Source organism: Pseudomonas petroselini (assembly GCF_045037875.1).
GTDB lineage: Bacteria > Pseudomonadota > Gammaproteobacteria > Pseudomonadales > Pseudomonadaceae > Aquipseudomonas > Aquipseudomonas petroselini.
Map to the genome: position 1 here is coordinate 5,269,935 of NZ_CP173614.1, position 13,897 is coordinate 5,283,831.

Here is a 13,897-nt window from a genome sequence, read left to right on the forward strand (position 1 = left end):
ATTGGGTGGCTGAGACACCGCTATCGGGGGGCAAGCCCCCTCCCACAGTTTTGATTTGTGTTGTGTCAGTGATGTCAGGGTGGGCTATTTTTCAGGCGGCCGGCGGTGTCGATGCTGACGACGACCGACAACCCCGGCCGCAACCGCTCGCTCTCGGCCTGGTCGGGATCCACCGTAATCCTCACCGGCACCCGCTGGGCGATCTTCACGAAGTTGCCGGTGGCGTTGTCTGCCTGCAACAGGCTGAACTCCGAGCCGGTGGCTGGGGAAATATGCTGCACCGCGCCGTGGAATTTGCGGTGGTTCAGGGCGTCGACCGTGAAGGTCACCGGCTGGCCGACCTGCACATTGTCCATCTGGGTTTCTTTCATATTGGCGATCACCCACAGCTGCTTGGGCACCAGCGCCATCAACTGCGCGCCGGAGTTGACGTAGGCCCCCAGGCGCACGCCAATCTGCCCCAACTGACCGTCACGCGGTGCGGTGATGCGGGTGTTGGACAGGTCTATACGCGCCAACTCCACCGCCGCCTCGGCACTCGCCACGGCCGCTTCCAGGGAACCGCGGTTGACGATCACCGTCTGCAGGTCCTGACGTGCGATTTCCAGGCTGGCCTGGGCCTGGGCCACCGCCGCGACGGTCTGCGCGTTGGCGGCACGGGTTACGTCCAGCTCGCGCTTGGACACCGAACCGTCACTGATCAACGCTTCATTGCGGCGCAAGTCGGCCGTGCTTTTGCGCGCCTGCGCCTGGCTGTCCACCAAGGCCGCCTGGCGCAATTTGATCGTGGCTTCGGCGCTGTTGCGCTGCTGCACCACATTCGCCAACGACGCCTTCTGCACCGCCAGTTGCGCCAGCGCCTGGTCGAGGCGCTGCTTGTAGATGCGATCATCCAGGCGCACCAGCAGATCGCCTGCCTTCACGTACTGGAAATCCTGCACCGGCACGTCGAACACATAGCCGCTGAGCTGCGGACCGATAATCGTGACTTGCCCACGCACCAGCGCGTTTTCGGTGGTTTCCACCGCGCTGCTGAACGGCGGCAATTGCCAGGCATACAGCACAATCAACACACCAACGATGGCAATCGCGGCAAAGCCCAGGGACGAGACGATGCGCACCCGCAAGGAGCGCGGCTCGGTCACCGTGGCCCCAGGAGGCGTGCTGCCTTCCGGCGTGGAAGCGATGGCGTTGGTGGTCGTGGTGGTGGAAGTCGGTTCGGTCATGAAGAAGCGCCGCTGGGTTGAACGGAAGGGGCTGCTGCCTGGGTGGTGCTCATCAGCCACAGACTGCGGATAAAGATCCAGATCATGGTCAGTATCGCGATGATCGCGATCAGCATGAAGACATCGTTGTAGGCCATCACGTTCGCTTCACGGGTCGCCGCCGTGGCCAGGCTGCGAATGCCCATCAAGTTGCGCAGCTCGGGGTCGGCGACAATGCCGCCGTAGGCCGAGCCGCCGCTCTGCACCCGCGCGGCCACACGCGGGTCGAGCAGGGTCAGGTGTTCGACGATCATGCTCGAGTGATATTTCTCGCGCACGATCTGGAACGTCCCCAACAACGCCGCGCCGATCAGGCCGCCGAGGTTCTGGCAAATGCCGAACATCACCGAAAAACTCACCAGGTTGCGCGGGTTGGCCAGCACGTTCTTGGTGCCCAGCACCATGGTCGGCCCCAGGAAGAACGTCCCGCCGAAGCCTAGCAGGAACTGGCTGATATACAGGTTCTGCGGCCGGGTGAGGTTGCTGGAAAAGCTGTCCATCACCGACCCCGTGGCCATCAGCGCCAGGGAAATCACCAGCGGCATCAGCAAATGCGCCGGGTTGATGGTCAGGGCGCTGACCGCCAGCCCCGCAATCGCCCCGGCCAGCATCACCACATAGAGCGTGTGCATCTGCTGGTAGCTCATGTTCAACATCTGCATGAACCCCACGGCGCCGGTGGACTGCTCGGACAGCACCATGCGAATCAGGATCACCGCCAGTGCCAGGCGAATCATCACGCCGCTGCCCAGCCAGCGGGTCATGAGCATCGGGTTGGCGCGGTTATGCTCGATGGCCAGGCCAGCCATGATCAGCACCAGGGAGCAGGCCGAGGCCACGCCGATCCACGGTGCCTCCAGCCACCAGTCGATGCGGCCCAGGGACAGCACGGCGCAGAGCAACGCGACACCGGTAGCCAGGATGGCGAAGGTCAGGAAGTCGAGTTTTTCAAAGGTCTTGAAGCGGTCACCAGGCGGTAACTTGAGCAGGAATACACAGCCCAGGCAGATCAGCGCCATGCCCAGTTCGAACAGGTACAGCCCGCGCCATTCGGCGATTTGCAGCAAATCTTCGGAGAACAACCGCGCCAGCGGCAAGGCCAACTGCGCCGTGCCCAACCCCAGCACCAGCGACTTCAAGCGCCACTTGGCCGGGAAGGCCTGGATCATGTAGTACAAGCCCAATGAACTCAGCGCCGCCCCCACCATGCCGTGGGCCGCCCGCACCGCAATGGCGGAGTTGAGGTCGTTGACGAACAAGTGGCCGAAGGTCACCAGCGCATACAGCACCAGGAACACTTCGGTAAATGCGCGCAGGCCGAACTGCTGGCGAAACTTCACCAGCAGCAGGTTCATGCACACGTTGGTCATCACATAGGCGGCGGGGAGCCAGGCCATTTCAGCGGTGGTCGCGCCCAGTGCACCTTGCAGGTATTGCAGGTTGGCGATCACCAGCGCGTTACCCAGCCCTCCAGTAATTGCCACCAGCACCCCCACCATCGCGAACAACCAACGCTTATGGGTGGGGTGCAACGGCGTCGACGGCGAACCGGGCAGGCTGGGCCGCTCGTGGGGCTCCCAGGTGTGGGGGGTGTATGTGTTCATTCGATGACCTAGATGACCCGACGCAGGATGTCGGTAAAACCATTACTCAGGGAGTAGTAAACCTGAGGGGAGTTCATCTTGTCATTTCGAAGGAACAATGGGTCATCGAAGTAGACACACCGCCATCGGGGGCAGGCCCCCTCCCACATGGCATCTGCAGTGTGTTGGGGACAACCTTTACACTGTCAGACCCAGCCGAGCCAGCTCCAGTAAGTGGCGGCAAACACCAGCATCAGCGCATAGCCGATTAGCGTCACCAGAACCCCCACCTTGGCAAACTGCCGCGCCGTAAACGTCCCTGTTCCCAGGCACACCATATTCTGCGGCGCATTGATCGGCAGAATAAACCCATAACTCATCACAAACCCCAGCAGCATCGTCATCCCCAACCGACTGAACTCCCCCGGCAACGTCTGCAACACCGCAATCAGGATCGGCAACAACGCCGAGGTCAATGCCGTGGCACTGGCAAACCCCAAATGAATCACGATCAAAAACGCCCCAAGAATCGCAAACACCCCCAGCGGCCCAACCTGATCCAACCCCGTGTGAGCCACCACGGCAGCCCCCAACCACTGCCCCGCCTGGGTGGTCAGCAGCGCCGTCCCCAGGCTGATGCCCACCCCAAACACAATCACCGTGCCCCAAGGAATCCGCGACTGCACATCTTTCCAGGTCATCACGCCGATGCCTGGCAGCAACAGAAACACCAACCCCGCGTACGTGGTCGAGGTGGTGTCAAAACTGTGCAAACGCCCTTCCGTGGCCCAGGCCAGCAGCAACAACACCGACACCGTCAACAGGCGCTTCTGCGGCCCCGTCATCGGCCCGATGTCCACCAGCGATTGCGCCACCGCCTCTTTACCGCCCGGGATGCTGTCGGTCTCCGGCGGCAACAACTTGAGCACCAGGAACAGCAACACCGCCGACATGATCAGCGCCCACGGTGCCCCCGCAATCAGCCAGTCGATCCATGACACGCGCTGGCCGAGCATCTTGTCCATAAAGCCGACGGTCAGCAGGTTCTGCGCGGCGGCGGTCTGGATGCCGACGTTCCAGATGCTGGTGCCCTGGGCCACCACGATCATGATGCCGGCCGCGATGTTCGAGCGTCTGTCCACGCCAAACGCGGCGATCACGCCCATCATGATCGGCACCACGCAGGCACTGCGCGCCGTGGCGCTGGGTACAACGAGGCTGAGCAGAATGGTCACCGCAATCGCTCCGAGCAGGATGCGCCGGGTACTCGTGCCGATCCGGCTCAGCGTCACCAGGGCGATGCGCCGGTCCAGACCGGTGTGAGTCATCGCGGCGGCGATGAACAACGCGCCCGCCACCAGCGCCAATGCCGGGTTGGAAAAACCGGTAAGCGCCATGCTGATGGCCGGGCTGGTGCCGATCAGATGGACAGGGTCTTGCACCGACGGCGCCGTGCCGAGCAGAAAAGCCATCAGCGAGGTGATCATGATCGCGCTGGCTTCATAGGACACCGCCTCGGTGATCCACACCACCACGGCAAACGCGAGGATCGCCAGCATGCGGTGCCCAGCCACCGGTAAGTCAGCGGGCAGCGGCAACAGCAGCACCCCAATCATCACCAGCACGGCGACTACCAGGCCCAGGGGAAACTTGAATGATGCGGCGGTTGTGGCGGGGGCGTTCATGGCGGGCTCCATCAGCCTTCAAATCAGGCCGCAAGCATGCCCTGGATTGCCACAGGCTGCGTTGACAGGTATCAACGCCTCAAGCCAAAAGCGGGCTCAATACGGCCCCCCACTCGCCGGGCTTGACCGGATTGTTCAACAACGGTGCTGGGCACTGGGTGGCGGACACGAAGGGATGAGCCGATCAGATGGCCGCTTTAACCACCATGCCAATAGCAACCAGTACACACAAACTGGCAAAACCCACCTGCAAGGTACGCGCGGGAATCACCGAACACAGGCGTCGGCCGGCCAGCATGCCGACGATGCTTGCGCCGATAAATACCCAGCCTATCGGTTCAATGCGGACACCGGCATGGAACGCACCGGCCACACCGATCAGCGAGAGCAGGCTGATCACCATCAAGGAGGTGGCGACGATGCCGCGCATCTGCACATCGGTGAGCTGCTTGAACGCCGGCACGATCAGGAACCCGCCGCCGACGCCCAGCAGGCCGGACACCGCTCCCGTCACCGCACCGAGGGCGGCCAGGGTTGCGCTGCATTTGGCGGTCCAGGCGAAGCGCCCGGTTTGCTGGTCGAGCATGCAGTTCTTCTGGCCCCAGGAGGCGGTGCCATGGTCACTCGGCCCGGCCTCGCGTTTTTCGCGCTGCAACATGCGCCAGGCCACCAGTACCATCAACGCGCTGAACAGGCCCATCAGCGCGGCTTCCGGCAATTGATGGGCGAGAAACACCCCCACCGGCGAAAACAACGCGCCGAGCAACGCGATCAGCAACGCGGCGCGGTAACGCACCAGGCCATGGCGCAAACCGTCAATCGCCCCCACCGCTGCCGCCGCGCCCACGGCGAGCAGCGACACCGGCGCCGCCTGGGTCATGCTCAACCCCAGGCCCAGCACCAGCGCCGGCACCCCGAGGATGCCGCCGCCCGCGCCGGTCAGGCCCATGACCAGGCCCATCAATAATCCCAACACACTGGCCAGCAGCATTCAGTCCACCTTGCTCAGGCGGGTCAGCCATTCGCGGCCCTTGAGCATGCCGTTCCAGTAGAACCACGGCAGCAAGGTGGCCTTGAGGAACCACATTGAGCGGCGCGCCTGGGTAGGGTCCAGGGGAAAGGTCGGCAGCAATTTGCCGCCATAGCCGAACTCGGCCAGCACCACCTTGCCCTTCTCCACCGTCAGCGGGCAGGAACCGTAGCCGTCGTACTTGAGCGGCAGCGGCGCCTGTTTGCGCAGGGCCAGCAGGTTTTCGGCGACCACCACGATTTGCTTGCGCGCCGCGGCGGCGGTCTTGGCATTGGTGGTGCCGCACACGTCGCCGAGGCCGAAGATATGCGGGTAACGCAGGTGTTGCAGGCTGTGGGGGTTTACTTCGCACCAGCCGGCGGCGTCAGCCAGGGGGCTCTGGCGGATGAACGCCGGGGAGACTTGGGGTGGGACCACGTGAAGCATATCGAAGGATTTCTCTTCAACCGTCGCATTGCCTGCGGCGTCCTTCACTTCGAACCAGGCCTTGCGTGCCGGGCCATCAACCTTCACCAGGTTGGAATTGAACGCCAGGCGGGCAGCGTATTTTTCGATGTACTTCATCAGCGGCGGCACAAAGGTCGCCACGCCGAACAGCGCGGCGCCGGCCAGGTTGAATTCGACGTCGATGTTTTTCAGAGCGCCCTGCTTGAGCCAGTGGTCGCAGGACAGGTACAGGGCTTTTTGCGGCGCCCCCGCGCATTTGATCGGCATGGCCGGCTGGGTAAAGATCGCCTTGCCACCCTTGAGTTGCTGCACCAACTGCCACGTATAGGCCGCGTGCTGGTAACTATAGTTGGAGGTGACGCCATGCTGGCCAAGGGTGTCTTGCAGCCCTTCGATCTTCTCCCAGGCCAGGCGCAGGCCAGGGCACACGATGAGGTTGTTCCAGGTGACGCGTTGGCCGCTGTCGAGGACCAGCGTCTGCTCGTCCGGCAGCAGTTCGGTGACGGCGGCCTGTACCCAGGTGACGCCATTGGGCAGTACGTCGGCCAGCCGGCGGCGGGTCTTTTCCAGGTCGTAGGCGCCGCCGCCCACCAGGGTCCAGGCGGGCTGGTAGCAGTGGTGGTCGCTCGGCTCGATCAGGGTGATATTCAGGTGGGGGTCGCGCTTGAGCAGGCTGGCCAGCAGGCCGATCCCCGCCGAGCCGCCGCCGATGACTACGATATCGCCACTGATGGTAGGGCCCCAGTGTTGTTCGGTCATGGTCTATCGCCTTTTTAATTCGATGCACACAAGGAGCGTTGCCGTATGGCGTCACGTCCCGTTACAGGTCGATCCTTTGCCTCGGACCGTTTTTTTCCCTTAAGCTCGCAAGCCTATGTGGAAAACATCTCGAATGTAAGCCGCAATCCACTACAAGGACCGCCGCCATGCCCGCGTTGATACAAGCCTTTCTGGACGAGGCGTCGTCGACCTACACCTACGTCCTACACGAGGCAGATGATGGCCCCTGTGCCATCGTCGACTCGGTGCTCAACTACGACCCGGCCTCCGGGCGCACCGACACCCGCCAGGCCGACAAGGTGATCGCCTACGTGCGCGAACATCGCCTGCAGGTGCAGTGGTTGCTCGAAACCCACGCCCATGCCGACCACCTCTCCGCCGCGCCTTACCTGCGCCGGACGCTGGGCGGCAAGATCGCGATTGGCCAGTCCATCAGCAAAGTGCAGGACGTGTTCAAGAACCTGTTCAACCTAGAGCCGGAATTTCGCGTGGACGGCTCGCAGTTCGATCACTTGTTTGCGCCGGATGAGGTGTTTCATATCGGCTCTATCAAGGCCCAGGCCCTGCATGTGCCCGGGCATACCCCGGCGGACATGGCCTACCTGATCGACGATCGGCTGATCCTGGTGGGCGATACGCTGTTCATGCCCGACGTCGGCACGGCGCGCTGCGACTTCCCCGGCGGTGATGCGCGGCAGTTGTATGCATCGATGCGCAAGCTGCTGGCGTTTCCTTTGGACACCGAGCTGTACGTGTGCCATGACTACCCGCCCGAAGGCCGTGAAGCGAAGTGCCTGACCACGGTGGCCGAGCAGCGCGCGGGGAATATCCATGTGCATGACGGGGTGGATGAAGCGGCGTTTGTCGCGATGCGCACCCAGCGTGATGCCGGGCTGGGGATGCCGACGCTGTTGCTGCCGGCGATCCAGGTGAATGTGCGGGCGGGGAATATGCCGCCTGCGGAGGAAAATGGGGTGACTTACCTGAAGATTCCCCTGAACCAACTGTGAAAGCGGGCGTGCGCGGCCTCCGTGCCGCGGCATGTTCTGCGGGTTGCGCAGGTTTTATCAGGCGACGGAGAACTTTGAAACGATCTGCTTGAGGTCCACCGCCAGCCTTGACAGCTCTTGACTGGCAATCGAAGTCTGGCCGGCCGCCGAAGAGCTCTGGATGGACAGGTCACGGATACTGATCAGGTTCTGGTCCACGGAGCGGGCTACATGGGCCTGCTCCTCGGACGCTGTCGCGATCAACAGGTTGCGTTCATTGATATCCGTGATGGCTTCGGTGATCTGTGTAATGGCCAGGCCCGCTTCATGGGCGATCTTCAAGGAATCCACCGCCTCGTTGCGGTTAAGCGCCATGGAGGACACCGCTTCGCTGGAGCAGCTCTGGATTTTGGCAATCATCTGCTCGATTTCCTGCGTCGATGTCTGCGTTCTATGCGCCAGTGCCCTCACTTCGTCGGCCACTACCGCAAACCCCCTGCCCTGTTCTCCTGCCCTGGCCGCCTCAATGGCGGCGTTCAACGCCAGCAGGTTGGTTTGCTCGGCAATCGAGCGGATCACTTCAACCACCCGTGCAATATCCTGAGCCTGCTTGGCCAGGCCTTCAACTTCCACGCCGGTCTGTTGCACCGTGGCGCTGAGTTTCTCGATTGAGGCGATGGTTTGCGTCACACGCTCCTGACCCATTTTGGCCGAGCGCTGGGAATCTTGCGTCGATTGGGACGCCGACACCGCATTGCGGGCGACCTCCTCCACTGCCGCCGTCATCTCGTTTACGGCCGTGGCGGCCTGGTCCGTCTCCAGGCTTTGGCGCTCGATCCCCGCACTGGATTCGCGGGTAATGGCACTCATCTCCTCTGCCGCCGACGCCAACTGCCCGGACGCTTCCGAGATGTGCTGCAGGGTACTTTTCAGATTCATTTGCATGGACGCGGTAGACCGTTGCAACGCCGTCAGCTCGTCATTGCCATTGATCGCAATGGCTACACGTAAATCACCGTCGGCAATTTTGCCGGTCGACACCAGCAATTCACGTACCGGAACAATGATGCTGCGGGTAAACAAGCGTGCGACCACGACAGTGATCAGCAAGGAGCCGACCATGAGTATCCAGGTAAACAAGCGTGCTGTTTCATACTCGCTGGAGGCAACTTGTACCGCAGTCTTGGAGCCCTTCTCATTCAACGCGATCAGCTCACGGATGGCACGCTGCACATCCAGGGCGATAGGTCCGTTGACATCCCGCAAGTAGGTCGACATCTGTTCAACGGACAGGCTGGAGGCCTGCGCGAGAAACTCATCCATCTTCTGGCCGTAGTTCTTGATGCTGGTGAATGCTTCGTTGTACTTGCCTTGCTCCTCGGGACTCGACACTAACAGCGCATAACGCTCGGCAACGTCGAGCACTTCCGTGCGCGTCGCCTTGAGTTTTTCAAGGGAGGCCGGATCCTGGCGGGTCGTTTCCATGGCATAACGACGCAGGTCAAGACGAAGTTTATAAAATGCAGAATCTAGCTCACCGGCCGTACGGATACTGGGGAGCCAGTTGTTTTCGATTTCAACCGTCGACGAATAAACTTTATCGACTTTTATCAGCGTCATTGCTCCTTGTATTAACAGCAGAAGGCACACCACGCCGAAACAAAGTGTGGTACGAAAGTTTAACTTCAAGGCTCTCATGGACATCGCGGCTCACCCCTTTCCTGGACCGCGAACTTCACGGCCTGATGGGGTAGTAATGTGTTGAAACACATGTGAAAAATACGTGACTGATTACGCATTTTTTTATTAGCCGCAAAAATAAAATATGACACCGTTAGTTACCCAGCTAACGATTAAAGCACCCAGGGTTATAGCGCCCCGCTATCAAACCATCAGTCCGTCCCTTGGCAGTGGCAGTGCGGTTTTGTAACGCACTTGCTTGAGGGCAAAGCTTGAGCGGATGTTGGCCACGCCCGGCACCTTGGTCAGAAAATCCATCATGAAGCGCTCAAGCGACTGGATCGTCGGTACCAGCACCCGGATCAGGTAGTCCGGGTCGCCGGCCATCAGGTAGCACTCCATCACTTCAGGCCGGTCGGAAATCGCGCCTTCGAACTGCTGCAACGCCAACTCATTCTGTTTTTCCAGGCTTACGTGGATGAACACATTGACGTGCAGCCCCAGCAGATCGGCGTCCAGCAACGTGACCTGCTCGCGAATCAGGCCCAATTCCTCCATTGCCTTCACCCGGTTGAAACACGGCGTGGGCGACAGGTTGACCGAGCGGGCCAGGTCGGCGTTGGTGATGCGGGCGTTCTCCTGCAGGGCGTTGAGAATGCCGATATCGGTACGGTCCAGTTTGCGCATGAGACAAAATCACCTGTTTATTATGTTTATGCAGTTTTTTTATCCGCAAATGATCGTGAGCGCAATGAAACACAGATAAATATTCTTCTACGCCCCGCCTATGATTGTTGTAGGACAAGATTTCTCCTATCCGGAGACTGACTGTCAGCTAGCGCGCCCACTACAAGAAATTCACAAGATCGAGCGTAGAAGCCATGAATCAGCCGTACGAACCGCTGCGCCTGCACGTCCCTGAACCCTCGGGACGCCCAGGCTGCAAGACCGACTTCACCTACCTGCGCCTGACCGACGCCGGCCTGGTGCGCAAACCCGCCATCGACGTAGAACCCGCCGACACCGCCGACCTCGCCAAAGGCCTGATCCGCGTGCTCGACGACCAGGGCCAGGCCCTCGGTCCCTGGGCTGAGGGTGTTCCCGTCGAAATCCTGCGCAAAGGCATGCGCGCGATGCTCAAGACGCGGATTTTCGATAACCGCATGGTCGTCGCCCAGCGTCAGAAGAAAATGTCGTTCTACATGCAAAGCCTTGGCGAAGAAGCCATCGGCAGCGCCCAGGCCCTGGCCTTGAACATCGACGACATGTGCTTCCCCACCTACCGCCAGCAAAGCATCCTGATGGCTCGCGACGTGCCCTTGGTGGACCTGATCTGCCAGTTGCTGTCCAACGAGCGTGATCCGCTCAAGGGCCGCCAGTTGCCGATCATGTATTCGGTGAAAGACGCTGGCTTCTTCACGATCTCCGGCAACCTCGCCACCCAATTCGTACAAGGCGTGGGCTGGGGCATGGCCTCGGCGATCAAGGGCGATACCAAGATCGCCTCCGCCTGGATCGGCGACGGCGCCACCGCCGAATCCGACTTCCATACTGCCCTCACCTTTGCCCACGTGTACCGCGCGCCGGTGATCCTCAACGTGGTCAACAACCAGTGGGCCATCTCCACCTTCCAAGCCATCGCCGGCGGCGAAGCCACCACCTTTGCCGGACGCGGCGTGGGTTGTGGTATCGCCTCCCTGCGTGTGGACGGCAACGACTTCATCGCGGTATACGCCGCTTCCGCCTGGGCTGCCGAGCGTGCGCGCCGCAACCTCGGGCCCACGCTGATCGAGTGGGTCACCTACCGTGCCGGCCCGCACTCCACCTCGGATGATCCATCCAAATACCGCCCCGCCGATGACTGGAGCCACTTCCCCCTCGGCGACCCGATTGCCCGCCTCAAGCAGCACCTGATCAAGATTGGCCAGTGGTCCGAAGAGGAACACGCGGCGGTCAGTGCCGAACTTGAAGCCGAAGTGATTGCGGCGCAAAAACAAGCCGAACAGTACGGCACCCTTGCCGGCGGCCAGATTCCAAGCGCCGCGACGATGTTCGAAGACGTCTACAAAGAGATGCCGGAGCACTTGAAGCGCCAGCGTCAAGCGTTGGGGATCTGACATGAACGATCACAACAACAGCATTGAAGTGGAAACCGCCATGACCACCACCACCATGACCATGATCCAGGCCCTGCGCTCGGCCATGGATGTGATGCTCGAACGTGACGATAACGTGGTGGTATTCGGCCAGGACGTCGGCTATTTCGGCGGCGTGTTCCGTTGCACCGAAGGCCTGCAGACCAAGTACGGCAGCTCGCGGGTGTTTGACGCGCCGATTTCCGAAAGCGGCATTATCGGCGTGGCCGTGGGCATGGGCGCCTACGGTCTGCGCCCGGTCGCCGAAATCCAGTTCGCCGACTACGTCTACCCTGCCACCGACCAGATCATCTCCGAAGCGGCACGCCTGCGTTATCGCTCGGCCGGCCAGTTCACCGCGCCGCTGACCATGCGCATGCCTTGCGGCGGCGGCATCTACGGCGGCCAGACCCACAGCCAGAGTATCGAAGCGGTGTTCACCCAGGTGTGCGGCCTGCGCACGGTGATGCCGTCCAACCCCTATGATGCCAAGGGCCTGTTGATCGCCTCCATCGAAAACGATGACCCGGTGATCTTCCTGGAGCCCAAACGCCTGTACAACGGCCCGTTCGATGGCCATCACGACCGGCCCGTCACCCCATGGTCGAAACACCCGCAAGCCCAAGTGCCGGACGGTTACTACACCGTGCCGCTGGACGTGGCCGCCATCGTGCGTCCGGGCTCGGCCGTGACCGTGCTGACCTACGGCACCACGGTGTATGTGTCGCAAGTCGCCGCCGAAGAAACCGGCATCGACGCCGAAGTCATCGACCTGCGCAGCCTGTGGCCGCTGGACCTGGAAACCATCGTCAACTCCGTCAAGAAGACCGGCCGCTGCGTGGTGGTGCACGAAGCCACTCGCACCTGCGGCTTTGGCGCCGAGCTGGTCGCACTGGTGCAGGAGCATTGCTTCCACCACCTGGAAGCGCCGATCGAACGCGTCACCGGTTGGGACACCCCCTACCCGCACGCGCAGGAGTGGGCGTATTTCCCAGGCCCGTCCCGAGTGGGCGCGGCGTTGAAACGGGTCATGGAGGTCTGAACGGGCACGCACGTTATCAAGATGCCGGACATTGGCGAAGGCATCGCGGAAGTTGAATTGTCGGTGTGGCATGTGAAGGTCGGCGACATGGTGGTCGAAGACCAGGTGCTGGCGGATGTGATGACCGACAAGGCGATGGTGGACATTCCCTCGCCGGTGCATGGCAAGGTGATTTCCCTCGGCGGCGAGCCGGGTGAAGTCATGGCCGTGGGCAGTATTCTGATCAGCATTGAAGTGGAGGGTGCGGGCAACGCCAAGGACGCGCCGGTCGTGAAGGAGGCGCCGAAGGCCGCCCCAGTGGTACAAGCCAAGCCTGCACCGGTGGTGGTTGAAAGCCAACCCGCTCCGGTTGTCGCAGCCCAGGCCCCGGTGGCCCGTACCGCCGACGAACGCCCACTGGCCTCCCCTGCCGTGCGCAAGCATGCGCTGGATGCGGGGATTCAACTGCGCCTGGTCCAGGGCTCAGGCCCGGCGGGCCGGATTCTGCACGAAGATCTGGACGCTTACTTGCAGCAGCGTCCGACGCAAACCCAAACCGCAGCCAACCCCTACGCCGAACGCAACGACGAAGAACAGATCCCGGTGATCGGCATGCGCCGCAAGATCGCCCAGCGCATGCAGGACGCCACCCGGCGGGCCGCGCATTTCAGCTACGTGGAAGAAATCGACGTCACCGCTCTCGACGAACTGCGCGTGCACCTCAATGAGAAGCACGGCGCCACGCGTGGCAAGCTGACCCTGCTGCCGTTCATCGTGCGAGCCATGGTCGTGGCGCTGCGGGACTTTCCACAGATCAATGCGCGTTACGACGACGAAGCCCAGGTCATCACCCGCCTTGGCGCGGTTCACGTAGGTGTCGCCACCCAAAGCGACGTGGGCCTGATGGTACCGGTGGTGCGTCACGCCGAGGCCCGCAGCCTGTGGGGCAATGCCGAGGAAATCGCACGTTTGGCCACTGCTGCACGCAATGGCAAGGCCAGCCGTGACGAGCTGTCCGGTTCGACCATCACCCTGACCAGCCTCGGCGCCTTGGGCGGCATCGTCAGCACGCCGGTGCTCAACCTGCCGGAAGTGGCCATCGTCGGCGTCAACCGCATCGTCGAGCGGCCGATGGTGATCAAGGGCCAGATCGTGGTGCGCAAGATGATGAACCTCTCCAGCTCCTTCGATCACCGTGTGGTCGATGGCATGGATGCAGCGCAATTCATCCAGGCCATTCGCGGCCTGCTCGAACAACCCGCCAGCCTGTTCCTGGAGTAAG

General features: G+C 61.8%; 11 protein-coding genes. 4 read left to right on the forward strand and 7 right to left on the reverse strand.

Going from position 1 to position 13,897, the window contains the following annotated elements:
* Positions 1-74 precede the first annotated feature (74 nt).
* The 5 genes from ACI512_RS24190 to ACI512_RS24210 all read right to left on the reverse strand — a co-directional run bounded on the left by ACI512_RS24190 (position 75) and on the right by ACI512_RS24210 (position 6,769).
* Positions 75-1,226: an HlyD family secretion protein gene (locus ACI512_RS24190; protein WP_405121386.1), complete on the reverse strand. Its 1,152-nt coding sequence runs from the start codon at positions 1,224-1,226 to the stop codon at positions 75-77.
* A complete protein-coding gene (locus ACI512_RS24195; protein ID WP_064055301.1) occupies positions 1,223-2,869 on the reverse strand; it encodes an MFS transporter in 1,647 nt (548 codons plus the stop codon). Before ACI512_RS24195 ends, ACI512_RS24190 begins: the two co-directional genes overlap by 4 nt.
* A 185-nt stretch (positions 2,870-3,054) precedes the next feature.
* A complete protein-coding gene (locus ACI512_RS24200) occupies positions 3,055-4,533 on the reverse strand; it encodes a DASS family sodium-coupled anion symporter (protein WP_231809139.1) in 1,479 nt (492 codons plus the stop codon).
* Positions 4,534-4,717: 184 nt separating this feature from the next.
* The gene (locus ACI512_RS24205) at positions 4,718-5,524 is read right to left on the reverse strand and encodes a sulfite exporter TauE/SafE family protein (protein WP_236379509.1); all 807 of its coding nucleotides are present in this window, start codon (positions 5,522-5,524) and stop codon (positions 4,718-4,720) included.
* Positions 5,525-6,769 (reverse strand): FAD-dependent oxidoreductase, encoded by a 1,245-nt coding sequence (locus ACI512_RS24210; RefSeq protein WP_405121387.1) that lies wholly within the window; start codon positions 6,767-6,769, stop codon positions 5,525-5,527.
* Positions 6,770-6,936: 167 nt separating this feature from the next.
* On the opposite strand from ACI512_RS24210, the gene ACI512_RS24215 reads away from it, so the two are divergent.
* Positions 6,937-7,800, forward strand: a complete 864-nt coding sequence (locus tag ACI512_RS24215; RefSeq protein WP_236379507.1) for an MBL fold metallo-hydrolase — start codon at positions 6,937-6,939, stop codon at positions 7,798-7,800.
* 57 nt (positions 7,801-7,857) lie between these two features.
* Here ACI512_RS24215 and ACI512_RS24220 read toward each other — a convergent pair whose 3' ends face one another.
* Positions 7,858-9,483, reverse strand: coding sequence for a methyl-accepting chemotaxis protein (locus tag ACI512_RS24220; RefSeq protein ID WP_236379506.1), 1,626 nt, complete (start codon positions 9,481-9,483; stop codon positions 7,858-7,860).
* A gap of 180 nt (positions 9,484-9,663) precedes the next feature.
* Entirely contained in the window at positions 9,664-10,146 is a 483-nt protein-coding gene (locus tag ACI512_RS24225; RefSeq protein WP_015884756.1) for an Lrp/AsnC family transcriptional regulator, read from the reverse strand.
* Between the two features lie 194 nt (positions 10,147-10,340).
* On the opposite strand from ACI512_RS24225, the gene ACI512_RS24230 reads away from it, so the two are divergent.
* From ACI512_RS24230 to ACI512_RS24240, 3 genes are read left to right on the forward strand one after another with little or no spacing between them, the layout of a single operon-like run.
* Entirely contained in the window at positions 10,341-11,576 is a 1,236-nt protein-coding gene (locus ACI512_RS24230) for a 3-methyl-2-oxobutanoate dehydrogenase (2-methylpropanoyl-transferring) subunit alpha (RefSeq protein WP_046035783.1), read from the forward strand.
* 1 nt (position 11,577) lies between these two features.
* The gene (locus ACI512_RS24235; protein ID WP_043205577.1) at positions 11,578-12,636 is read left to right on the forward strand and encodes an alpha-ketoacid dehydrogenase subunit beta; all 1,059 of its coding nucleotides are present in this window, start codon (positions 11,578-11,580) and stop codon (positions 12,634-12,636) included.
* 21 nt (positions 12,637-12,657) lie between these two features.
* Positions 12,658-13,896 (forward strand): dihydrolipoamide acetyltransferase family protein, encoded by a 1,239-nt coding sequence (locus ACI512_RS24240; RefSeq protein ID WP_405121388.1) that lies wholly within the window; start codon positions 12,658-12,660, stop codon positions 13,894-13,896.
* The last annotated feature ends 1 nt before the right edge of the window (position 13,897 follow it).